The sequence below is a fragment of the Rothia sp. 27098_8_27 genome (genome assembly GCF_041432805.1).
GTDB classification, from domain to species: Bacteria; Actinomycetota; Actinomycetes; order Actinomycetales; family Micrococcaceae; genus Rothia; species Rothia mucilaginosa.
This window is the reverse complement of record NZ_JAPWAJ010000006.1, coordinates 68,357-92,909: the sequence shown is the minus strand read 5'-3', so window position 1 is coordinate 92,909 and position 24,553 is coordinate 68,357. Positions and strand designations below refer to the sequence as shown.

General features: G+C 60.7%; 17 protein-coding genes. All 17 read right to left on the bottom strand.

What is annotated here, in order from left to right:
• Positions 1-152 precede the first annotated feature (152 nt).
• The 17 genes from dnaE to O3675_RS07465 all read right to left on the bottom strand — a co-directional run bounded on the left by dnaE (position 153) and on the right by O3675_RS07465 (position 24,449).
• Entirely contained in the window at positions 153-3,695 is a 3,543-nt protein-coding gene (dnaE, locus tag O3675_RS07545) for a DNA polymerase III subunit alpha (protein WP_371571838.1), read from the bottom strand.
• 90 nt (positions 3,696-3,785) lie between these two features.
• A complete protein-coding gene (locus O3675_RS07540; protein WP_005506532.1) occupies positions 3,786-4,772 on the bottom strand; it encodes an RluA family pseudouridine synthase in 987 nt (328 codons plus the stop codon).
• 105 nt (positions 4,773-4,877) lie between these two features.
• On the bottom strand, positions 4,878-5,525 hold the full coding sequence (lspA, locus tag O3675_RS07535) for a signal peptidase II (RefSeq protein WP_141752165.1): 648 nt from the start codon (positions 5,523-5,525) through the stop codon (positions 4,878-4,880).
• A 288-nt stretch (positions 5,526-5,813) separates the two neighbouring features.
• The gene (locus O3675_RS07530; RefSeq protein WP_049352995.1) at positions 5,814-6,356 is read right to left on the bottom strand and encodes a DivIVA domain-containing protein; all 543 of its coding nucleotides are present in this window, start codon (positions 6,354-6,356) and stop codon (positions 5,814-5,816) included.
• A 461-nt stretch (positions 6,357-6,817) separates the two neighbouring features.
• Entirely contained in the window at positions 6,818-7,117 is a 300-nt protein-coding gene (locus O3675_RS07525) for a YggT family protein (RefSeq protein ID WP_070629514.1), read from the bottom strand.
• Between the two features lie 10 nt (positions 7,118-7,127).
• Positions 7,128-8,009, bottom strand: coding sequence for a cell division protein SepF (locus O3675_RS07520; RefSeq protein ID WP_371571835.1), 882 nt, complete (start codon positions 8,007-8,009; stop codon positions 7,128-7,130).
• Positions 8,010-8,228: 219 nt separating this feature from the next.
• Positions 8,229-9,062, bottom strand: a complete 834-nt coding sequence (locus O3675_RS07515) for a YggS family pyridoxal phosphate-dependent enzyme (protein ID WP_303950273.1) — start codon at positions 9,060-9,062, stop codon at positions 8,229-8,231.
• Positions 9,063-9,098: 36 nt separating this feature from the next.
• Positions 9,099-9,947 carry a polyphenol oxidase family protein gene (locus tag O3675_RS07510; protein ID WP_371571833.1) on the bottom strand — a complete coding sequence of 283 codons (849 nt, stop codon included), beginning with the start codon at positions 9,945-9,947 and terminating at the stop codon, positions 9,099-9,101.
• A 139-nt stretch (positions 9,948-10,086) separates the two neighbouring features.
• A complete protein-coding gene (ftsZ, locus tag O3675_RS07505) occupies positions 10,087-11,268 on the bottom strand; it encodes a cell division protein FtsZ (RefSeq protein ID WP_005506541.1) in 1,182 nt (393 codons plus the stop codon).
• A 196-nt stretch (positions 11,269-11,464) separates the two neighbouring features.
• Positions 11,465-13,147 (bottom strand): cell division protein FtsQ/DivIB, encoded by a 1,683-nt coding sequence (locus tag O3675_RS07500; protein WP_371571831.1) that lies wholly within the window; start codon positions 13,145-13,147, stop codon positions 11,465-11,467.
• A gap of 9 nt (positions 13,148-13,156) precedes the next feature.
• A complete protein-coding gene (murC, locus tag O3675_RS07495; protein ID WP_371571829.1) occupies positions 13,157-14,656 on the bottom strand; it encodes a UDP-N-acetylmuramate--L-alanine ligase in 1,500 nt (499 codons plus the stop codon).
• A complete protein-coding gene (murG, locus tag O3675_RS07490) occupies positions 14,656-15,756 on the bottom strand; it encodes an undecaprenyldiphospho-muramoylpentapeptide beta-N-acetylglucosaminyltransferase (RefSeq protein WP_070506731.1) in 1,101 nt (366 codons plus the stop codon). The genes murC and murG overlap by 1 nt, the downstream gene beginning before the upstream one ends.
• A 210-nt stretch (positions 15,757-15,966) precedes the next feature.
• Positions 15,967-18,144 (bottom strand): FtsW/RodA/SpoVE family cell cycle protein, encoded by a 2,178-nt coding sequence (locus O3675_RS07485; RefSeq protein ID WP_371571826.1) that lies wholly within the window; start codon positions 18,142-18,144, stop codon positions 15,967-15,969.
• A 149-nt stretch (positions 18,145-18,293) separates the two neighbouring features.
• Complete coding sequence (gene murD / locus O3675_RS07480) at positions 18,294-19,880, bottom strand: UDP-N-acetylmuramoyl-L-alanine--D-glutamate ligase (RefSeq protein WP_371571825.1); 1,587 nt, start codon at positions 19,878-19,880, stop codon at positions 18,294-18,296.
• A complete protein-coding gene (gene mraY / locus O3675_RS07475; RefSeq protein WP_371571823.1) occupies positions 19,880-21,085 on the bottom strand; it encodes a phospho-N-acetylmuramoyl-pentapeptide-transferase in 1,206 nt (401 codons plus the stop codon). The genes murD and mraY overlap by 1 nt, the downstream gene beginning before the upstream one ends.
• Before the next feature lie 6 nt (positions 21,086-21,091).
• Positions 21,092-22,711 carry a UDP-N-acetylmuramoyl-tripeptide--D-alanyl-D-alanine ligase gene (murF, locus tag O3675_RS07470; protein WP_371571821.1) on the bottom strand — a complete coding sequence of 540 codons (1,620 nt, stop codon included), beginning with the start codon at positions 22,709-22,711 and terminating at the stop codon, positions 21,092-21,094.
• On the bottom strand, positions 22,704-24,449 hold the full coding sequence (locus O3675_RS07465) for a Mur ligase family protein (RefSeq protein WP_049345234.1): 1,746 nt from the start codon (positions 24,447-24,449) through the stop codon (positions 22,704-22,706). Before O3675_RS07465 ends, murF begins: the two co-directional genes overlap by 8 nt.
• Positions 24,450-24,553: the final 104 nt, after the last annotated feature.

Here is a 24,553-nt window from a genome sequence, read left to right as displayed (position 1 = left end):
GCGCCCGCGTATACAGCGCTCAAGAATATTTATACCTATTCTACCGTGATATAGAGCGGATACACCGTATGTTGTGAGTGAATATACGCTCAGGGTGGACTCTGCTATGCAAAATCCACCCTGTCATTCCCCTCAGCGGGGGTTGTGCGTTGTTAGCGTCGAATGCAGCTCGGACCGAAAATCGTCTTGATTTCACCGAAGAGGCTCGGGTTCGGTTCCACGCGCACACTCGGGTCCAGCAGCACCAGCTGCTCCTTATCGCGGGTGCGCACGAGCATGCGCACATCCGCGGTGCCCTTGTGGTCGCGCAGGGTCTCCTTCAGCTCCTTCAGGTTCGCCTCGGTCACCAGGTACTCGGGTACCACGATGGTGATGGGTGCGGCGCGGCCGTCATCGCTGATTTCCAGGATTTGCAGTTCCTGCGCGCTCATGTTTACGCTGCCGTCGTCGCGGCGCTGCACGCGGCCACGAATCGAGCAGATGAGGTCGTCCGCCAGGGCGGCGCCCATCGTCTCGTAGGCGCGGGAGAAGAACATGACCGTAATGGTTGCGCCCGAGGGGTCTTCCAGCTCCACGGAGGCGTACTGGTTACCGCTGGACTTGGCGATACGGCGCGAAACGCCGGTGAGCATGCCCGCAATGGTGACGGTTTCGCCGTCACGCACGTGCGAGTCTTCGCCGATGATGTCGTGCACCGAATGGCTTGCGGCATCCGAGAGCGCACGTTCCAGGCCACGCAGCGGGTGGTCCGAAACGTACAGGCCCAGCATGTCACGCTCAAAGTTCAGCTTCTCACGGCGGTCCCACTCGGGCACGTCCGGGATGGTCACGGTCAGTTCGTCACCCAGAGCATCGTCCATGCCGAGGGAGCCGAAGAGGTCGAACTGACCCGCCGCCTCCTTACGCTTGACCGCCACGGCTGCGTCCACTGCCGCCTCGTGAATGAGGGACAGCGAACGGCGCGTGTGACCCAGGTCGTCGAAAGCGCCCGCCTTAATGAGCGACTCGATAGTGCGCTTATTGCACACCTGCAGCGGCACCTTCTTCAGGAAGTCGTTGAAGGACTCGTAGCGGCCCTTCTCCTCGCGGGCGGCAATCATGCCTTCGACCACGTTCGCGCCCACGTTACGGATCGCGCCCATACCGAAGCGGATATCGTCACCGACAGGGGCGAAGGTCAGGGTGGACTCGTTCACATCCGGCGCGAGCACGGTAATGCCCATGGCGCGACATTCATTCAGGTACAGCGCGAGCTTGTCCTTGTTATCGCCCACGCTGGTCAGCAGTGCAGCCATGTACTCCTGCGGGTAATGCGCCTTCAGGTACGCCGTCCAGTACGACACCAGACCGTACGCAGCCGTGTGCGCCTTGTTGAACGCGTAGTCAGAGAACGGCAGCAGAATATCCCAGAGCGCCTTAATAGCGCCCTCAGAGTAGCCGTTAGAAATCATGCCGTCGTGGAAGGTAGCGTACTGCTTATCCAGCTCCGCCTTCTTCTTCTTACCCATCGCACGGCGCAGCAGGTCTGCCTCACCCAGAGTGTAGTTCGCGACCTTCTGGGCAATCGCCATAACCTGCTCCTGATACACAATAAGGCCGTAGGTGGTGTCCAGAATATCCTTCAGCGGCTCTTCCAGCTCGGGATGAATCGGCTCGATCTCCTGCTTACCGTTCTTACGCAGAGCGTAGTTGGTGTGCGAGTTCGCGCCCATCGGGCCCGGACGGTACAGCGCCAACACTGCCGAAATGTGCTCGAACTCCTCGGGCTCCATAAGCTTGAGCAGCGAGCGCATCGGGCCGCCATCGAGCTGGAACACGCCGAGGGTATCGCCGCGCGCCAGCAGACGGTACGATTCCGGGTCGTCCAGCGAGAGGGATTCAAGGTCCAGGTCGATGCCTCGGTTAGCCTTAATGTTCTCCACCGCATCAGAGATGATGGTGAGGTTACGCAGACCCAAGAAGTCCATCTTGATCAGGCCCAGGCCCTCACAGGTGGGGTAATCGAACTGGGTGATGACCTGGCCGTCGGCCTCGCGGCGCATCACGGGGATCACGTCCACGAGGTCCTTGCTGGACATAATCACGCCTGCAGCGTGCACGCCCCACTGACGCTTCAGACCCTCCAGGCCCTTCGCGGTTTCGAACACCTGGCCGTAGATCTTATCGACCGGGTCCTCGATGAGGGCGCGCAAATCTGCCGCCTCGGCGTAACGCTTATCCTCTTCGTTGTACACGTTCGCCAGGGCGATGTTCTTACCCATGACGTCCGGCGGCATCGCCTTGGTGAGGCGCTCGCCGACCGAGTACGGCTGATCCATCACGCGGGAGGCGTCCTTGAGCGCCTGCTTCGCCTTAATGGTGCCGAAGGTGACGATCTGCGCGACCTTCTCTTCACCGTACTTTTCGGTCACGTAGTCGATGACTTCGCCGCGGCGACGATCGTCAAAGTCCACATCGAAGTCGGGCATGGAGACGCGGTCGGGATTGAGGAATCGCTCGAAGATCAGGTCGTGGTCGAGCGGGTTCAGGTCGGTAATACGCATCGCGTACGCCACCATGGAGCCTGCACCGGAGCCACGGCCGGGGCCCACGCGAATACCGTTGCGCTTAGCCCAGTTGATAAAGTCGGCGACCACGAGGAAGTAGCCGGGGAAGCCCATGGAGGTAATAACCCCCACCTCGTACTCTGCCTGCTTGCGCACAGTGTCGGGAACGCCCTGCGGGAAGCGGTAGTGCAGGCCCTTCTCGACCTCCTTCACGAACCAGGATTCCTCGTTTTCACCCTCGGGCACGGGGAAGTTCGGCATGTAGTTCGCCTTGGTATTGAACTCCACGTTGCAGCGTTCAGCGATTTCGAGGGTGTTCTCGCACGCGCCGGGAATGTCACCGAACAGGGCGTACATTTCTTCTGCCGAGCGCAGGTAGAAGTTATCCGCGTCGAACTTGAAGCGCTTGGGGTCGGTGAGAGTCGAGCCGGACTGCACGCACAGCAACGCCGCGTGGGCGGTGTGGTCTTCCTGGCGGGTGTAGTGCAGGTCGTTGGTGGCGACGAAGGGCAGGTTCAGCTTCTTGGCGAGGCGGTGCAGATCCTCCTGGACGTTGCGTTCAATGTCCAGGCCGTGGTCCATGACCTCGCAGTAGAAGTTATCTTTGCCGAAAATATCGCGGAATTCACTCGCCGCCTGGACCGCCTCGTCGAACTGACCCAGGCGCAGGCGCGTCTGAACCTCACCGGAGGGGCAGCCGGTGGTGGCAATCAGGCCCTTCGAGTAGGTCTGCAGCACCTCGCGGTCCATACGCGGCTTGTACAGCTGACCTTCCAGCGACGCAATCGAGGAGGCACGGAACAGGTTGTGCATGCCCTCGGTGGTTTCAGCCCACATGGTCATGTGGGTGTACGCGCCACCACCGGAGACGTCATCACGGGAGCCGTCGCCCCAGCGCACACGCGAACGGTCGGTGCGGTGCGTGCCGGGGGTCAGGTACGCCTCCACACCAATGATGGGCTTGATGTCGTGCGCTTTAGCCTGGCGCCAGAAGTCGAAGGCACCAAAGAGGAAGCCGTGGTCACTGGTCGCCATGGACTTCATGCCGAGTTCTTTAGCGTGGGTGAACAGGTCACCCAGGCGCGCGGCACCGTCGAGCATGGAGTACTCGGTGTGCACGTGCAGGTGCGTAAATTCTTTGGTTGCCACGGGAATCTCCTGGAGGTGTGGGCTGGAGGATGGGCGGTGAATGTGAAGCTGTGTGCGGCGGCCCGCGGGCGGCTATAAATAGCCGGCTGTCTAGCCGAGCTGAACCTTACCCTCGCGCAGAGCAGTCAGCGCGTAGGACAGGTCGAGCGGGTACTCGCTGGTGAAGGTCACGCGCTCACCGGTGCCGGGGTGGTCGAAGCCCAGGCGGTGCGCGTGCAACCACTGGCGGGTCAGACCCAGTTCGGCGCTAAAGCGCGGGTCGGCGCCGTAGGTCAGGTCGCCACAGCAGGGGTGGCGCAGCGCGGAGAAGTGCACACGAATCTGGTGGGTGCGTCCGGTTTCTAGGTGCACCTCCACCAGGGATGCGGGGCCGAAGGCTTCGAGCACGTCGTAGTGGGTGATGGAGTTGCGTCCGTCTTCGACCACGGCGAACTTCCATTCGTTGCCGGGGTGGCGGCCGATGGGTGCGTCGATGGTGCCACGCAGCGGGTCGGGCAGGCCCTGCACGAGGGTGTGGTAGACCTTGTCCACAGTGCGTTCCTTGAAGGCTCGCTTGAGTTCGGTGTAGGCGCGTTCGCTGCGGGCTACGACCATCAGGCCGCTGGTGCCCACGTCCAGGCGGTGCACAATGCCCTGGCGTTCTGCCGCGCCGGAGGTAGCAACCGAAATGCCCTCGCCCATGAGCGCGGAGATGACGGTGGGACCGTGCCAGCCGGGTGAGGGGTGTGCCGCCACGCCTGCGGGCTTGTCCACCACAACGATGTCCTCGTCCAGGTGCACGATGCGGAAGCCATCCACCTTCTCGGGGCGGATGTCCGCCAGATCGCGCGGTGCGGGTGCATCCACGACGACCTCGTCCCCTGCGGACAGCTTGTAGGACTTGCCGATTTTCACGGTCTTGCCGTTGTTGGTCACGGTCACGTGGCCGTCACGAATCCACCCGGAGGTGCGGGTGCGCGGCGCGTCGAGGGCACCGGCGAGTGCGGCGTCCAGGCGCATACCGGCGAGCGCGCCTTCAACGGTGAATTCGGCGCGGATGCGTGCCGTATCTTCGGCGGCGTTGGTGGTTTCGCTCATGCGGCTCTCCTTCGGGTGGTGTTTGCTTAGGTTTTCTGTGTGAGGGGTCGTCTGTGTGAGAACGGCTATAGGCACGTGTAACGGCGATGCAGCCGGGGCGGGGAGCTACTTGGCGCTCTTTTCGTCGGTGCTCTTATCGTCAGCCGGGGTTTCGTCAGCGGGCGCCTGCACGCGGGTGCCGTTGAGGTTCAGACCCTTGAAGTTCAGCAGCACGATGAACGCCATGCACACGCAGATTGCAGAATCTGCAATATTGAAAATCGCGAAGTTCGGTACGGAAATAAAGTCAACCACGTGACCGGAACCGAAGCCGGGCTCACGGAAGAGACGGTCGAAAAGGTTGCCGCAGATACCGCCGAGCAGACCGCCCAGCGCGAGGGTCCAGGACAGGGCGCGGGTGCGGCGCAGCAGGTAGAACACCACGGCCGCGGCGGCAACCATGACGAGGGTGAAGACCCAGGTGACGTTCTCACCCATGCTGAATGCGGCGCCGGAGTTACGGATCGAGTACCACCACAGAAGCCCGTCAATGACGGTGATGCGTTCCCCCAACTGCATCTGGGTAACGACCAGGTATTTGGTGCCCTGGTCGATTACGAACACGACGGCGGCGAGCACGAGCGCGAGAATCCCCGCGGAGCGAGCCGAAAGGATGCGCACGCGGCGTCCAGTAGCTTCTTCGGTGGTGTTTTCGGCAGCGTTATCGCTAGCCTGTGCGACTGAGGATTCAGCAGTCTTGGGGGTGTTGGTCATAGCTCTCCTCTAGTCTGTGCCGGTTGCTACGCGCCCGAACGCAAACCTGGTGCGGTACCGTTCGATAGTGCCCCTCTAGCTTAGCAAATCGGGGTAGTGCATCGAGTATTCGGCGGTGATGTGGCGGGTGCTCTCCCCCGCTTCTCATCCTGTGTTCTCAAGCCGGGCGGAGCAGGTATGAGAATACCGCCCGGTTCTCTCCATCTTCCCCGGTGAATAGCGGTGGAAGAGAAAGAATCCGGGCGGCATACGCTTCAAAGCGTCGTTAGCTTATTTAGGCACGCTGATTTATGCGGAAGCCTCGATGGACTTGAGGTTCTTCAGCTCCTGAACCTGTGCATCCAGGTGCTGCAGCAGCTTGGAGCGGTAACGGCTCTCGAAGCCGCGCAGAGCCTCAACAGCGATCTCCAGCTCTTCCTTCTCGTCGGTGAGGCGAGAGAGAACCTCTTCGCGCTGCTGCTGAGCTTCGCTCACCATAGCGTCTGCCTTCCTCTCTGCCTCTTCAATCAGTTCAGCCTTAGCCTTCTCGCCCTGTGCCACGTAGTCGTCGTGAACCTTCTGTGCCATAGCAAGCAGTGCTGCTGCATCCTGAGGTGCTGCTGCCGGCGCTGCCGAGGACTGTGCGGGTGCCACAGCCGCTGCGGGGGAATCGGGAGCGTTTGCGGAGAGCTGCTCGACCTGACGCTCCAGAGCGTCACGCTCGGAGTACAGTGCGCGCAGTTCGACAACGAGCTCGTCCAGGAAGTCGTCGACCTCGTTGCGGTCGTAACCGGACTCTTCGGTGACGATCTTGAAGCTCTTAGTGATCAGGTCTTCGGGGGTGATTGCCATGGGCTTCTCCTCTGGGTATCCCTACGGGGTTTGGTGGTGATGTTGAGTGCCGCGGATTCACCAGCCAGATAGGGCGTGGCCCCAATATTTTAGGGTCCCGATGATTCAGGGCATGGTTATGCCGCGATGCAGTCGTTGGCACCAATTCTACTATTCTTTGGTTTCTGTGCCCGGTTATACGTCGGTTGAATCGTAAAATATTCGCTCTGCGCAAGGGTGGGATTCACCACGCGCTGCGTTTATCCCTATCCCCGCCGTAATCAAGCTCGATATCTGCTCGCGGGTGCATTTCGCATGATTCGACGCCGGCTGTATTCGTCTCTCCCCCCTCGCGGGAGGTTCTTCTCGGCCCAGAAATTGGGTACAGAAAACCCCGCCAGCACGTCATCCCATGTCAGGATGCCAAGCGCAAGCGGGGCTCTCATGCCTAGTTCTCGTATCTCTCCGATGGAGGGGCTACGTTAGGACAGCTTCGCGGTAATCGTCATCATGATGTTCAGCAGGAAAGACAGCAGAACAATCAGAATCAGAAAACCGGTATCCAACGCAACGTTACCCACACGCACCGGCGGAATCAGACGACGCAACAGGTTCATCGGCCAGTCCGTCACCGCGTACACGCCACTGGCGAAGAGCAACACAATGCCCTTGGGGCGCCACTCCGGAGCGAACATGCGTACCCAGTCAAAGAGCATGCGCAGCAGCATGGAGACGTAGAGAACGTACAGAATAATCGTAATGAGGGCGAAAATATAACCCATCTATCAGTCCTTAGCCCTGGTCGAAGGGGAATTCGCCGTCGGTCTCAAAGTCGGCGGGAACCTCGGAGTTAGCCACGCCCAGAACCTCCAGGTTGGAGGGGGTCAGCAGGAACACCTTAGCGGTGACGCGCTCAATGCGGCCCTCCAGTGCGAATGCCAGACCGGATGCGAAGTCCACCAGGCGCTTTGCGTCTGCGTCGGGCATTTCTTCCACGTTCATAATCACGGGGATGTTCTCGCGGAATGCCTCACCAATGATCTTTGCGTCATTGTAGGAGCGGGGGTGGATAGTGGTGATACGACGCAATTCGTCCTCTTCTTCCTCGTAACCGTAGGTGTATCCGTTGGTTTCTTCGGGCTCGTAGCCCTGTTCGTAGTAGCCGTCGTTGGAGTACGTATCGGCGTACTGCTCGGTGTATTCGGTATTCGGCACCGGGGTGTCCTCCCAATTGTCTGCGCTGGCGTCGTCCCAAGTCTGTTCGGTTTCCGCCAGATCAGCTGTGGTTTCAGGTGTATGAGCGGTGGCGTGTGCCGCTGCATCTACGGTTGCTCGTCCGTCGGCAGATTCTTCTGCGTCCAGATACTCGGTTTCTGTACCGTCATCGTAGCTATCAGCCTGCAGGTACTCTTCCTGTTCAGTATAGGCGGGTTCGTCCTGCAGGTGGTAGGTTTCGCTCTGCGACTCGGCAACGCTGTACTGTGCCGAACCGGGCAGTGCTGAAAGCCTGTGAGAGCTTTCGGTCTTCTGCGCTGTAGCAGCCTGCCCTGCGGAGGCGTTTGCCTCCCGGCGGGAGTCAGCCTGCACAGCCTGCGGGGATTCTTCCGGCGTCGTCTCAGCGCCCTGGTATCGTTCCAGGCCGAGGAAACCCGCCAGACGGCTTTGTTTCGCCATGATTCTCTCGCTGTTCTTTCACGTTGGTGGTGTACAGGTTCTGCCGTAGTGCGTCATCAGAAGGTGTGTGCGTAACGGTACGCCATGCACCGGCATGTATATATTACCAGCGCCCACCCCGCGCAGGCGGTCAAGGGCACCGATGATTATGCCGCCGGTCCGCACCGAAAGCAGTCCAGAGCTCGAAGAGACAACGCACGGCGCGTAGCTTAGGCGAGGCTAGAGCGCCGGGCGCTTACCCATGATGTCGCTACCCACGCGCACACAGGTCGAGCCCCAACGCACCGCAGCTTCCAAATCCCCGCTCATGCCGGCGGAAATCTCGGTCGCATGCGGCACCTGCTCACGCACCAGCGATGCCAGCCCGTAGAGCTTCTCAAATGCTTCATCCGGGTTCATGCCCAGCGGCGCCACCGCCATCACGCCGCCACAACGCAGATGCTCGTGGTTCTCGATGCGTTCCACCAGCTCCAGCAGCTCGGAGGCGCTCGTACCACCGCGCGCGCCTTCAGCGGCGTGCCCAGCCGTCGCAACCTCCGCCAGGGACACCTGCACCAGGCAGGTCAGCGCACCATGCTCCGCCGCCGCGGGTGCGGGCGCCTCCCCCGCCTCGAAGCGTGCCAGCTGGTTTGCGTACGCCTTCGCCAGCGCGTCCGCCAGGGAGGGGCGGTCCACCGAATGCACGCTGGAGGCGTACTTGACCACAGACTTCGCCTTGTTCGTCTGCAACTGGCCAATAAACGCCCAGTGCGGGGGCTGCACCTCACGCTGAGCACAGTATGCGGCAAGCTCGCGAGCCTTCGCGCTCGCCTCCTGGTCGCGGTTCTCACCGAAGAGGGTCACTCCCCCATCCAGCAGTGCCGCCGCGTCGGAGGCGGGGAAGAACTTCGTGACCGTCACCAGCTGCACCGGGGCGCTCTCCTCGGTACGCACGGCGCTGTGGTCCTGCTCCGCGGTACGGATACGCTCAAGCACGCGGCGGTAGTTCTGTAGCAGCTGCTCGGCACGTTCGGGAGTGTACTGCAGGTTCTCTTCTACGTTCATTTCAGACATCTTCTCTCCTTCAGCGGCTTTCTATCTTTAGCAGCTCTAGGCGGCGGGCTCTGGCGCCTTCTCAATCCACACCAGACCCGCGATGCGGCCCGGCTTCTCACCGCGGTTCGTGAACCCGCGATGCGAATACACCTCGGGCTCCTCAAACGTGCACTGCGCACAGTCCATGCTCACCTGCACGCCCGCCTCCTCCAGCACGGCGCGGGCACCGGCGGGCAAATCCAGGCCGGGGGTCTGCTGACTGGTCACCGAATGCACCTGCGGAATCAGTTCGGTGGACTCGGTGCGCATCGCCTCGGGCACCTCGTAGCAGCTACCGCAAATGCTCGGACCCAGCCACGCGGTAATTTTCTCCGCGCCGAGCTGACGCATCCGCTGCACGGTCTGCTGGAGCACGCCATCGAGCAGGCCGCGGCGGCCAGCGTGAGCCACCGCCAGGATAGGTTGCCAGTTCGCGACCCGCTCACCCACCAGCACCACGGGAATGCAGTCCGCCACCATAATCGCCAGGGGCACGCCCTCACTGCTAATCGCCGCATCGGCGACCGGGGAGTTCTCCAGCACCGCGCGGGCACGCTCAACCGTACGCTCCTCGGGCGCACCGGGTGCATAGGATTCCACCGCGTAGTCTTCCGGGTAGGCAATCTGCACGCCATGCACCTGGTTCAGGTAAAAGAACGGGTCGGTACCCAGCGCCTCCTCCAGGGCGGCACGGTGGTTGAGGGTGCGCACCAGGGAGGCCTCCATACCACCGCCGAGCTCATCGTCCACGTGCAAGCCCAGGTTGCCCGCCGCGCGGGAGGTGAAACCCACCCGCACACGCCAGGGACCCAGGGTTCGGGTATCGGCAGAGGCAAGTAGCGAAGTGTTGGGGGTATCGCTCATCTTCTATTCCTTCATCAGATATCAGCGGGTATAGCAAAGGGGAGCCGAGAACAGCACAATGTGCGTGTTTCTCAGCTCCCCTATAGCTTCATAAGACTCTCAGCCGTGCAACGCGCTTAGGCGTTCACAGCCGGGCAGACTACTTCAGGAAGTCAGGGACGTCCAGGGTGTCGCGGCGAGCCGGAGCTTCCTCCACAACCGGGGGAAGGTCAACGTCGAAGCCAGCAGCGCCGGTGGAAGCCGGAGCAGCAGCGGGTGCGTTGTAGCCGTAGCCGTTAGCAGCCGGAGCGGTGGAACCGCCGAAGGATGCCTGGGTGCGCTGAGCCTGAGTAGCCGCAGCAGTGGAAGCGTTGGAGTTGGTTTCCGGGTTCACTGCGTCGAAGCCAGCAGCAATCACGGTCACGCGAGCCTCATCGCCCAGTGCGTCGTCAATAACAGCACCGAAGATGATGTTTGCGTCGGGGTGAGCAACTTCCTGAACCAGGCGTGCAGCCTCGTTGATCTCGAACAGACCCAGGTCGGAGCCACCCTGAATGGACAGCAGAACGCCGTGTGCACCGTCGATGGATGCTTCCAGCAGCGGCGAAGCGATAGCCAGCTCAGCTGCCTTCACGGCACGGTCCTCACCGGATGCCGAGCCGATACCCATCAGAGCCGAACCAGCACCCTGCATGACGGACTTAACGTCAGCGAAGTCAAGGTTGATCAGGCCGGGGGTGGTGATCAGGTCGGTAATGCCCTGCACACCGGAGAGCAGAACCTGGTCAGCGGACTTGAATGCGTCCAGCATGGAGACGTTGCGATCCGAAATCGACAGCAGTCGGTCGTTCGGAATAACGATCAGGGTATCAACCTCATCGCGCAGAGCAGCGATACCGGTCTCAGCCTGGTTGGAGCGGCGACGGCCTTCGAAGGTGAAGGGGCGGGTCACCACACCAATGGTCAGAGCGCCGAGGGAGCGGGCAATACGTGCCACGACGGGTGCGCCACCGGTACCGGTGCCACCGCCCTCACCTGCGGTCACAAAGACCATGTCTGCGCCCTTGAGGACTTCCTCAATTTCCTGCGCGTGATCCTCGGCTGCCTGACGGCCAACCTCGGGGTTTGCGCCCGCGCCAAGACCGCGGGTCAGCTCACGACCAACGTCCAGCTTAACGTCTGCATCGGACATCAGCAGAGCCTGAGCGTCAGTGTTGATAGCAATGAACTCAACGCCGCGCAGACCAACCTCAATCATGCGGTTGACTGCGTTGACGCCACCGCCGCCGATACCAACGACCTTGATGACTGCCAAGTAGTTCTGGGGAGTTCCAGCGTCCATGTATTCCTCGATTGTTCCGTGTTCCAGCTTCGGAAGACCCGCAGCTTAATCTAAGCCTGAAGGTTTCCTCTAAAGAATGACTTTATCTGCTAGGATACCAAACTGTTTTTGTCGGTTCCTAGTCACACAGCGCAATTACCCCCTCTTTTTGCGGATTTCACACAAAAAGGGAGGATAAAGCGCCTGAATGGTTCCCCTAACGGGTCACCGGTACGCGCGGGGCAGACACGTCATAGACGGTCACCTTCTGCGTCTGTGCCTCGGAGGAGGTCTCCTCCTGGGCACGCTTAGCAATAGCCTGGCGCAGGGAGAGCAGGACCTTAGCCTTCAACTCACTCTCTTCAGCGGTTCCCCACTGCACCGTAGTATTATCCCTCAAGGTTAGAGTGATACTTGAGGTTGACGTAGCGCCGGCTTCCTTAACCTGAGCTAGAAGCTCAGAGGGCATCGCCGAAAGCGCGGTAGAAATAGTGCGGAACTCAGCCGAAGTCTGCGGGTCATCACCGCTGAAACGAACCAGCGGCACCGACGTATCGGGCTGAGTTGCCGACTCCAGAAGGCTCACACCATCACTATCAACAGTATGGTACGTATCGCCCTGCTTCACAACCGCAACCGCGGTACGCTCCTTCAGAGTCACCACCAGCTCATGCGGCGGACGGCTCTCCACCTGCACGCTACGAATCACATTATCCTGCCCGATCAGCTCACGCACCTTCTTCTCATCGATGCGAGTGAGCGGAACGCCGCGCAGAGGCTCAAGCTTCTGCTCCACCTGGGTGGTTTCCAGCAGGGACGCGCCGCGCACCGTAATCTTCTGAGTCGCCAACAGGGGCGAAAAGAAGACCAGCACCACATACAGCACCGCAATAATAGCCAGCGCCGAGGCAGTGTACAGCAGCTTACGGGCACGAGTCAGAGGCGCACGCTCCTTACGGGGGCGCTCCTCAGCACGCAGGCCGTCCAGGCCCGGATCCTGACGCAGACGCTCACGGTGAGCCTGACGGCTCGCACGCTCGCGCTCCTTCTCAATCTCCGCGGCACGCTGCTGCTCACGCTCTGCACGCCAACGACCAAAACGACTCGTGGGGCGAGGCTCTTCAACAGCCTTCTCCCCCGCCTTATCGGCGCGTTCCTCAGCCTTCTGAGCGGCAGACTCTTCGCAAGATTCAACAGAACCGGCAGAAGACTTCTGAACAGAACTCTTCTGCGTAGCCTTCTGATCGGCTACTTCCTTTTCTGCGCTCTTCACCGACTGCGAGGATGCAGTCTGAGCAGATGCACCCTTGGCGGATGAAGTCTTCGACGAAGAATCCTCAAACGCCTCAACATCAAACAGCTCGGGCGCATGCTCAACCTCAGACACGGTACGACCGGTCATCAGCGCAGAACGCACCGAATCCTTCAAAGACTGTGCTGAAGAATGAACCGCCGCAGCGCTCTTGGACGCCGAAGAATCAGCACCGTTCTGACTGGGCGACTTATGCACCACCGGCTTACGCGGCATGTGTCGCACGGAGCTCGAAGACTGAGTAGCGGAAGGCTGAGTAGCGGCAGACTGCGCACCAGCAGGCTGGGTAGAAACCTCGGAGGTTGCAGACACAGCAGGCTTAACGGCATCAGTCTGAGCAGCATTAGTCTGAGCAACACCAGTCGGCAGGGCTTCAGTTTGAGGCGCTTCAACCTTTGTCGCCGAAGCCTTCACCGACTGAGACTGCGCGGACTGAGACTGCGCAGATTCAGCCTGCACAGACTCAGATTTCTTAGCCTCAACCTGCGCATTCTCAGCTACCTGCTGGGCGCGCAAACGAGCACGCGAACGCGGAGCCTTCGGCGCGCGCGAGGAGGAATGCCCCTCCGAAGAGAGACCAGAACTCATCGGCACAGCCTAAGCCTCCGACTTCTTCGACTCGCCGCCGTGACGGATTTCCAGGGACTCCAGCAGACGCGCACCCAAAGCGGTCACATCGCCAGCGCCAACGGTCATCACAATATCGCCAGCCTGAGCGCAGGTCACAATATCCTCAATAGCGTCCTCAGCGGTAGCGTAACGAACCTCAGAGAAACCAGCGCCGGTAATCAGTTCACTGGTCACGCCCTCAATCGGCAGCTCACGAGCCGGGTAAATATCCAGCACATGAGCACGGTCAGCCATCGACAGGGCCTCAGCGAACTCCTTCGCGAACTCGCGAGTACGAGAGAACAGGTGCGGCTGGAAAATCACGTACAGGTTGTGGCCATCAGCCACGGTACGACCGGTCTCCAGGGCGCGGAACACCTCGGTCGGGTGGTGCGCATAGTCATCAAAGACCTTCACTCCCGCAACCTCACCACGCAGGGTGAAGCGGCGGTCAGCACCCACAAACTCAGCCAGAGCGCGAGCAATATCGGCAGCCTCGTAACCAGAAATCAACGCCGACGCAAAAGCAGCCGAAGCGTTCAACTGGTTATGAATACCGGGCACCTTCAGCGCAAGATCCTGCTCACCCTCATAACGCACGCCACGGCATTCAAACGACCAGGACAGGTGCGACGACGAGGAAGAACCAGCGCTGGTGATCTCACTAATGCGCAGGTCTGCATCCGCCGATTCACCGTAAGTCACCACGGGCACACCCGCCGCACGAGAACGAGCCGCCAAATCAGCCGCGCCCGCATCATCAGCGCAAGTCACCACAACACCGTTAGGAGCCAGCGAACCCACAAAACGGTTGAACGCCTCAAAGACACGCTCATCCGTCTCATAGAAGTCCAGGTGGTCCGGCTCAACATTCGTCACCACAGCAATAGCCGGGCGGTAACGCACAAACGAGCCGTCCGACTCATCAGCCTCAGCCACAAAAATCGACTCCGGGCCCTGAGCACCCAGGTGAGCGTTCGTGCCGCGACCAGCAATCACAGTACCCACCGCAAAGGACGGCTGAGCACCCAGCTGATCAAACATCACAGAAATCATGGAGCTGGTCGTGCTCTTACCGTGAGTACCGGCAACAGCAACCACCTGAGACTCACCCATCACAGCGGCAAGCGCCTCAGAACGATGCAGCACACGCAGACCCTGCGCGCGAGCGGCAACAAGCTCCGGGTTATCCTCACGAATCGCAGTAGAAATCACCACGGTATCAACATCCACAATGTTCTCAGCCTGCTGAGGAACACCCACACGAGCACCCGCAGCACGCAACGACTCAACAGTAGCCGACTCGGCACGGTCAGAACCGCTCACCGTCACACCAGCCTGCAGCATCAGAGCGGCAATAGCGCTCATACCCGCGCCACCAATACCGATGAAGTGCACACGGCCCAACTCGCTCATCTTCGCACGCTCAGGGAACGGCGGGTTCAGCGGTGCCGGCAACACCATCTCAAGATTCATCAATTCAGTCATTACTTCTCAGCTGCCTTCAATACTGCTTCAGCCATAACGCGCGCCGCGTCACGGATACCAAGTTCATACGCCGCAGCGCCCATACGCTCCAGCTCCTCCGGGTTCGCCATAAGAGCCGGAATCTCACGGGCAAACCACTCACCGGTGACCTCTGCATCCTTCACCAGCAGAGCCGCAGACGCCTCCACCAGAGAACGAGCATTCAGAGCCTGCTCACCATTACCAATAGGAAGCGGCACAAAAATCGCGGGAACACCCACAGCGGCAACCTCACTGACGGTCGCCGCACCCGAACGCACCAGCAGAAGATCAGCGGCAGCATACACATCCTGCATGCCGTTGCTGAACTCAATCTGACGGTAATTCGGCGCGCTCAACGGCTCACCGTTCTCATCCAGAACAGTCTTACCCTTACCGGTAATATGCAGAATCTGGAAGTCCCATTCCGCAAAGTGGTCACGGCACGCCGCCACCGCATTGTTCAGGCTCTGCGCACCCAGCGAACCACCGGTCACAATAACGGTCGGCTTCTGCGGGTCCAGGCCCAGGTTACGGCGAGCCTTCGAACGGTGCGCCTCGCGGTTCAGGTAGGCAATCTCATCCTTCATCGGCATACCCACCAGGGTCGCGCGCGGGAAAGGAGTGTTAGGGAACGCAACACCGGTGAACTTAGCGAACGTGCCGCCCAGGCGGTTCGCCAAACCGGGCTTCGCGTTCGCCTCATGAATCACCACGGGAATCTTAGCGCTCAACGCCGACAAATACGCCGGCGGGCACACATAGCCACCCACGCCAACGACCACATCCGCATCTACATCCTTGAGGATGCGGCGGGTCTTCGACAGGCCACCAAAGAACTTAGCGGGGAAAGCGAAAGCGGCACGGTTAATGCTACGGGGGAACGCCGCACGAGGGATGAACTCAATATCGAAACCAGCTGCCGGAACCAGCTCGGCTTCCATCTTGTCGGCGGTGCCCAGCATCAGGATCTTAGCGTTCGGCTCAAGGTCACGAATCGCACGCGCAATCGCGAGCATCGGATTAATATGACCGGCGGTGCCACCACCGGCGAAGACTATAGAGGGCGCCTTCTTCGTCATAGGTCTTTCTCCCAACACATCGGTACAGCATCATTTTACGCTATAGCGCCTGTTCAACAGAGCGCCCCCGCCGTTGAGCTAGGACTCAACGGCGAGGGCGTTATCTCTTATTCAGCGCATATTCATCACCGGCGGCAGCGCAATCCACAGCCCCGCTCCCCGAACGCTAGCTCTCACGATGCCGACTGTACGGGGTGGGTTCCGCTGGGTTTAGCTCTGCTTGCGGGTGCCCCGCTGAGCCGAGTTCCGAGCCGTGCCCTGAGCCGGACGTTGCTGAGCGCCGTTCTTCGGAGCGCTCTTTGCCTGCGCATTCTGTCGCGGCGTCACCTGACGCTGAGCACTCTGTCGAGGGTTACCCTGTCGCTGGGCACGACGCTGACGATCCTCAGGATGCAACGGCTGCAGACCCGCAGGCAGCGAACCCGACGGACGGTGCTGCGCGCTACGGGGCTGGGCGCCACGAGTCTGGGCACCGCGAGGCTGCTGCACTCGCTTCTGCGCGGCGGGCTGCTGAGCGGTACGAGGCTGAGCAGCAGGCTGCTGAGCGGTACGGGGCTGAGCAGTACGAGGCTGAGCAGGCTTACCCTGTGCCGCTCGAGCAGAGGCAGTACTCTTCTGGGCAACACGAGCCTGCTGACCGGTACGAGGCTGAGCGGGAGCCTTCTGCGGAGCTGCCTTCTTCGGTGCAGGCTTCTGCGGGGCAGGTTTCTGCGAGGCCTTCTGTTTCTGAGCTTCAGCCTTCTGCTCCGCCTTCACACGGGCAGCTTCCTCACGAGCCAGACGTGCCTCCTCACGAGCACGACGAGCCTCTTCTCGAGCCTGCGCCGCCTCCCGGCGAGCCTGTTCCTCCTCGCGACGAGCCTGCTCCCGAGCCTGGCGCTCCTGCTCCTTCCGCTGCTCACGAGCTATACGAGACAACTCACGCTGCTGATCCGGCGCAAAACCCAACCAGCGGCGCAACGTACTCTCCGGACCGAAAACAACCTTCAAAGGATTATGTTCCTTCATCAGGTGGCCACCGGCAGCCGCACGAGCTGCCTCCTCCTGATTCAGCACAATCTGCAACGGCGTACGACGCTGCCAATCAGCATTCGCACGACGAACCTCACGCACGCTCTGAGTCTCAATATTCGACGGTGCCGTCGCGCCACGCAACGGAGTCTGCCGCGCAAACGCCAACAACAAACCCGCCGCAAACAACGAAGACAACAGCGACGAACCACCATAGGAGACAAACGGCAGAGGCACACCAATCACCGGCAAAATACGGGACACCATGCCCATATTGATAATCGCCTGAGAAGTCAGCCAAATCATGATGCCGCCCGTAGCCAAACGCACCAGCGGGTCAGTAGTGCGCAGCATAATACGCACCGCACAATACACCAGGCCCGCATACAGCAGCAGAACCGCCAGCGTACCCAGCAGGCCCAGCTCCTCACCAATAATGGCGAAAATATAGTCGTTATGCGCCTCAGCCAAGTAGTTGTACTTCTGACGCGACTGGCCCAGGCCAACACCCAAGAAGCCGCCGGTCGTCAGCGCCACCTCACCAGAATTCGCCTGGTCACAGTTAGCGTTCGTGCACGAGCCCCAAACACCGAAAATACGAGCCACACGGTTCGCGCTACTGAGAACGCCCACCAGCGCCAACGCCGCAAACGCGCCGCCAATCTTCAGCAGCGAGCTACGAGAAGCGCCCGCCAGCCACATCATGCCCACAAAGATGAAGCCGTACACCATGGCGGTACCCATATCACCGCCGAGCATAATCAGCAGCACCAGGGCACCCACACCATAAATCGAGGGGAACAGAGTACGCCAAATACTGCGAGAAATATCGCCGTGGCGGCTGTACACCCATGCCAGCCACATAATAATCGCCAGCTTCGAAAACTCCGACGGCTGAATCTGCACGCCGCCGGGGAATTTCAACCAGTTACGGTTACCGTTCACCTCAACGCCAACGACCACCACAGCAAGCTGCATGACCAACGCGGCAATCAGCATCGCGTTCACCACAAACTTCTTGTGGTAGACACCCACCGGGATGCGCGTAATACCCGCCATCGCAATCACGCCAAGAACCAAGAACATGACCTGCGACGAAACCTGCGAGAACGGCGACTGGCCCTGAGAAATCATGGTGACGCTCGAGGCCGACAGCACCATAATGCAGCCAAAAATAGCCAGACCCAAGGTGGTGATCAGCAGCATCACCGGCACATCCCACAGGTCAGCCTTCAAACCACGACGGTACAGCCTATCGGCACGAGCACGGAACGGCGCAGAGAAATCCTCCCAACCGGCTCGCAAAGACGCCCAACGACCACTCGCGGTCGAACGCGCCGAAGAAGCCGAACGCTCCGAAGATGCGCTGGTACTCACATGCCCTCCTATAGGCCTCAACTGCCACGGATTCGTCGTGGCGACTACACGAAAAAGGTTCAGGGGTGGGACACCATTACCATCCCACCCCCGAGAAGAACCCGCAAAAAGCACCCCGGTCACCCGAGACGCCCCCTGCAGGTAGCGTCCTAAGAGTCTGCCAGCTGGGCGGCAACAGCGTTCGCAAACGCATCACCGCGCACCGCATAATTCTTGAACTGGTCCATCGACGCAGACGCGGGAGCCATCAGCACGGTATCGCCCGGATGCGCCAGCTCAGCAGCCTTCGCAACGGCCGCGTTCATCACGGCAATGCCGTCCGAAGAATCAGCCACAGCGGCGGTCATATTGTAGGTCGGAACCTGCGGAGCGTGGTTAGCCAACGCCGACTTCAACGCCGCAGTATCAGTACCGATAATCAGTACAGCCTTCAGGCGCTGAGCGTGAGCAGCAATCAGCTCATCGTACTCAACGCCCTTCGACAGACCACCGGCAATCCACACCAGCGAGGGGTAACCGCTCATCGACGCATTCGCGGCGTGAGGATTCGTAGCCTTCGAATCGTTCACCCACATGATGTCGTTCGCATAACCCACCAGCTGGTTGCGGTGCGCACCGGTCTTGAAGGAACGCAGGCCAGCGCCCACAGCCTTCGGGTCAATATCAGCCGCACGGCACAGCGCCGCAGCCGCCAGAGCGTTCTCCACGGTGTGCTTCGCAGGCATCTTACCGGGAGCCGGAGCCAAATCCTCCAGAACCGCCAGCTCATACGCCTCGTTGTAACGGTTCTTCAAGAAGGCGCGGTCCACCATAATGTCCTCAGCCAGGCCGAGCATCGACACGGCGGGCATCTCAGTGGAGCTGAAGCCAATCGCGCGAGCGCCCTCAATAACGTCCGCGTTCTCAACCATGCGCAGGGTGTCCACATGGTCGGTGTTGAAGATGCAGGCAACCTGAGTGTGCTCGTACACGCGAGCCTTATCAGCCTTGTAACGCTCGAACGAACCGTGCCAGTCCACGTGGTCCTCAGCAATGTTCAGAACCACCGAAGCGTACGGGGACATCGAATGGGTCCAGTGCAGCTGGAAGCTGGACAGCTCCACCGCGAAGAACTCATAGGGCTCATCATCGGCAATGGCGTACACAATCGGCATGCCCACGTTGCCTACCTGAATAGCCTTCTTGCCGGCAGCCTTCAGGATGGAATCAACCATACCCACGGTAGTGGTCTTACCATTCGTACCGGTCAGGCACAGCCACTTGGGGGTCGGCAGGCCACTACGCTCGTTTAAACGCCATGCCAGCTCAACATCGCCCCAAATCTGGATACGGCGCTCATAAGCGTCCAGCATCACCGGGTGGTCGGGACGCACACCCGGAGAGGTCACCACAAGCTCGGGTTCCTGACCGTCTACCAGGGGCAGGGCACGCATGTGCTCGGGACCGAACAGGCCCTCAACCGGGCCGTACGCGTTCTTGTAAATCTCGATGCGCTCACTCTTCTCCGGAGTATCCGCGCCGTCGATGACAACGATCTTCGCGCCCAGCTGGGCAAGCACGTCGGTCACAGCGTCGCCGCTGGTGCCCATACCCACCACGACCACGCGCAGGTTAGCCCAGGGCGCACCCCAGTGAGTCAGCTCCGCGAGGCGCTCGTTCTCGTACACCGGGTTCACCGCAATAGCGGCGGCGTTCGCTTCAATGCGAGCTGTATCCGGCTGTTCAATAGTTGACATTAGTGAATCACTCCAGAAGTCTGCGAGAACCAGTCACCGAAGAACAGCGCCAGGGCGACGAGCACGCAGAGGGCGTTAACAACCCAGAGGCGGAACACGGAGTTCACTTCGCCGCTGCTGACGGTACCGGGGGCAATGCCTCGCTTATCAATTGAGTACATGCCGTTGACGCCGACCTTCTCCATGTGATGGTGGAAGGGGGTCATACGGAAGTAACGGTGCGCGTGTAGGGGCTTCTCCCCCGCTGCCACCGAACGCTTACGGCTGGTCTTGAACACGAACTTCTGCACGATCACAGAGAACACTTCCAGCACGGGAATCAGAGCGATGACCAGCAGAAGCAGCTCAGTGCGGGTGAACAGCGCGAAAGCAACCATTGCGCCACCGAGCGCCAGGGAACCGGAGTCGCCCATGAAAATCTGTGCCTTCGACACGTTCCACCAGAGGAAGCCAGCCAGCGAACCCACCAGGGATGCGGCAATCAGCGCCAGCGAACCGGGGTCGCGCACATCGTAGCAGGCGGTACCAGCACCGGCGGAGCAGGCGTGTACGTACTGCCAGATGCTGATGGTCAGGTAGCCGGAGAAGATGGTCATCATGATGCCGCCAGCCAGGCCGTCCAGACCATCGGCGAAGTTCACCGCGTTCGTACCGGACAGGGAGATGAGGGTAATCCAACCAACCAGCAGGATGGAGCCGAAGACCACGCCCGCCGCGAACAGGTCAATGGGCAGGTCACGTACGAAAGAGATAGCGGTCGACGCCGGACGAGCACCCGACTCATTCGGGAACTGGAACGCCAGGTACGCAAAGGGCAGGGTAACGCCCAGAAGACCAATGGTTTTCTGCTTCTCGGTCAGACCCTCGTTGCCCTTATTGCGGAACTTCATGATGTCGTCCGCCGCGCCCACACCGAGCATGCCCAGGGTGAAGGCGATGGTCAGCCACGCGGTAGCAGTCGGTACCGGCGCGGTACCGAAGAGCAGGGCGCTCACCGCCAGGGTCAAGAAGTAGGCGAGAATCGCCGCGGGGATGAAAATCAGACCCGCCATGGTGGGGGTGCCCGCCTTATGCTGGTGGGCTGCCGGGCCTTCCTCACGGATGAGCTGGCCAAGCTTGAGGGACTTCATCTTCTTGATGAACACCGGCAGCGCGGTGAGGGAGATGAGGAATCCGAAGATTCCAGCAATCAGCACGGTAATCATAAAGCGCTACCCTTCGTTCGTGGTCTGTTCGGTCGAAGTACGGTCGCCATTAGCGGTACCGTCCAGGTGAGCGGCAAGGTGGTCGCTCAAATCGGTGGTTTCAACAAAGTCACCGGCAGAAAGCCAGGTCGGTGCCTGCTCTTCCTCAGCGCCGAAGGTGTACTCGGCGAAAGCAACCTGGTCACCCAGAATGCCCAGCTTCGCGCCGTTCGAGGACTTGAAGAGCACAATGTCGCCGGGGTGAACCTCGGCGCGCAGGATCTGCTCTGCCTCTTCCGGGGTCTTCACCCAGGTCGCCTCATTACCCCAGGAGCCTTCCAGATGAGCAGCGTTGTAGATGGGCTTCGTCTCGTCGCCCACAGCAATCAGCTTGGAAATGTTCATGCGCACCACGAGGCGACCGATGCGGTCGTGCTCCTCCACGGAGGCGTCACCGAGCTCCAGCATGGCACCCAGAACAGCCCAGGTGCGGTGCGGCTGACCGGTCGCCGGGTCGACGGTGCGACCCAGCTGCGCCAGAGTGCGCAGTGCAGCCGCCATCGACTCGGGGTTCGCGTTGTAGGCGTCGTTAATGACGGTCACGCCGTCAGCGCGGTCGGTGCGCGCCATACGCCACTTCGAAGCTGCCGCCGCTTTGTTGAGCGCGCGAGCAATCTTCTCACCGGAAATACCGCTGTTGTAGGCGATTGTCGCAGCAGCCAGCAGGTTGTGCACGTGGTGCTCACCGATCAGCTGCGAGGAAATCTCGTACTCGCTACCGTCGGGCAGGCGCAGAGTGAACTCGGGGCAGCCAGCGTCGGTGGTGCGCAGGTTCAGCGCCGCCACGTAGCGTTCGTAGGGCTGGCCGTTCGCGTCGGTCTTCTCGCCCACGCCGAAGTACGTAATGGGTGCAACCGAACGCGACGCCATGCGTAGCACGCGCTCATCGTCAGCGTTCAGAGCCAGGGAACCGGTCGGCTGAACGCCCTCAGCCAGCTCGCCCTTAGTACGCTCAATATTGTCCACGCCGCCGAACTCGCCAGCGTGCGCGGTACCAACATTCAGGATTGCACCGTGATCGGGGTGCGCAATATTCGCCAGGTACTCGATGTTGCCCACGTGGTCGGCCCCCATCTCAATGACCAGGTAGCGGGTAGACTCATCCGCACGGAAAACGGTCAGGGGCACGCCCACCTCACTGTTATAGGAACCAACCGGTGCAACGGTCGGGCCCTCCGGGGCGAAAATGGCGGCAAGAAGGTCCTTGGTGGTGGTCTTACCGGCGGAACCGGTAATACCGATAACGGTCAGCTCACCCTGAGCGCGCATCTGCTCAATGGAGTAGCGCGCCAAATCACCCATCGCCAGCACCACGTCGGGCACCTGGATGCTCGGGTAGGGCATGCCCTGCTCGTCGAGTACTTCGCGCTCGACCAGCGCCAGGGTCGCACCCCTCTCAAACGCCATGGGGATGAACCTGTGACCGTCAGTGACCGCGCCGGGCTTCGCCACGAACAGGGTACCGGTCTGCACCTCACGGGAGTCGGTAGTGGCGAAGTCTGCGTGCACCTGCTCCTCGCGGCCCTCCAGGCCGATAGCGGTGCCGCCGGTTGCCTCAATAATCTGGGCGGCGCTGAGCTTAATCATTCTTCACCATACCTTCAGCGGTCTTAGAGTCACTTTCATCGAGCATGCGCTGGTAATCAGGCAGAATCTCGAAACCGTGCGCACGCAGGGCACGTGCGGTTTCAACGCGGTCGTCCAGGGCGATATCCACGCCGTCAACATCTTGTTCGGTTTCGTGGCCGCGGCCAGCAATCAGGATGGCGTCGTGTTCGCCAGCAAGGGCAATCGCCGCATCAATAGCAGCCGCACGCGGAGAAATGTTCAGAATCTGGGTGGCACGGCGGTTCTCAGCCTTCTGCGCGCCCTCCTCAACGGCGGCACGAATCGGCGCGGGTGCCTCACCGTGCGGATCATCATCAGTCACGATGACGATATCTGCATTCTGCGCAGCAATCGCACCCATAATCGGGCGCTTGAGCTGGTCACGCTCACCGGTCGCACCGAAAACAATCATGACCTTGCCATCACCGGGGCGATCCATCGCCTCCAGGGCACGAGTCAGGCCGTCAGGGTTGTGGGCAAAGTCCACAATCGCGTGCGGAGCCAAAGAAATCAGCTGCATACGACCCGGCACCACCGGAGTCAGAGCCGAACCGGACGCCAGCTCGGGCAGCAGGCGCTCACGCTCAGCGGAGTCAGTGTCCAGGTACGCCATGAGCGCCGCCAGCGCAGCATTCGAAACGTTAAAATCAGCGGGCAGACCGGTGTAGCATTCAACGCTCTCACCGGTGCCATTAGCCACGTGGAAGCGGTGGCCCAGACCCTCACGCTGAACCTTCACCACAGCCCAGTCGCGGGCACCAAACTCTGCGGGCACCTCAGCCAGACCGGCACCGCGCGCAGTCACCAGACGGTGCACCTGCTGCGCACCCATCTGCTCGCAAGCGGCGGAGAACATCTTCTCGCCCCACTCGTCATCAGCAGTAATCACAGCCAGCTCGGCACGCTCGGGGGTGAACAGCTGAGCCTTCGAGTCGAAGTAGTGCTCCATAGTGCCGTGCAGATCCAGGTGATCCTGAGTCAGGTTCGTGAAGCCAGCAACCGCGTACTTCACGCCGTCCACACGGTGGTAATCAATCGCGTGTGAGGAAACCTCCATTGCGGCGCAACGCACCTGATGCTGACCCATAATCGTCAGCAAAGAATGCACGTGAGGAGACTCCGGGGTGGTCATCTTCGAAGGAACCGACACACCATCAATCAGAATCTGAATAGTGCCAATCAGACCGGTCTTCACCCCCAGACCGGTGCGGAACACCGACTCCAGCATGTAGGTGGAGGTGGTCTTACCGTTCGTACCGGTCACAGCATAACGGTGAGTGGCGGGGAACGACGCCGAACCATAAATCAGCGCAGCCAACGGACCCACGTACTCGCGGAGGTTCTCCGTCACCAGGACAGGCACCGGCGCCTCGCCCAGCAGCTGCGCACCGGCAGCATCCGTCAAAATAGCGGAAGCACCCAGCTTCAACGCAGCCTCAGCAAACTGTGCGCCGTGCACCTTCGCACCGGGCAGAGCCACGTACAGGTCCTGCGGACGCACGCCTCGGGAGTCCATGCTAATACCGGTAACCTCAACAGAATCACCGGATTCAGAACCCTGAACGCCACTAGCCAGCTGGGAACTCACCTGAGCACCCAATCCCTGCAGATGTTCGCGAAGGTGCGCCAAACTCACCGGGCGCACAGAATTCGGGCGCAGAGTCTGAGCGTCGCCGCCCAGCAGGTTCTGGCCGGGTGCGTGAGATGCGGTATCCATCGTCCTTCTTTCCTCTCCGCTGTCCGAAGCGGTGAGCTCTGTATGGTCAATGCGCTCAAGGCACACAGGGTCATTCAATATTCTACGGGCTTTAGGCTTCGACA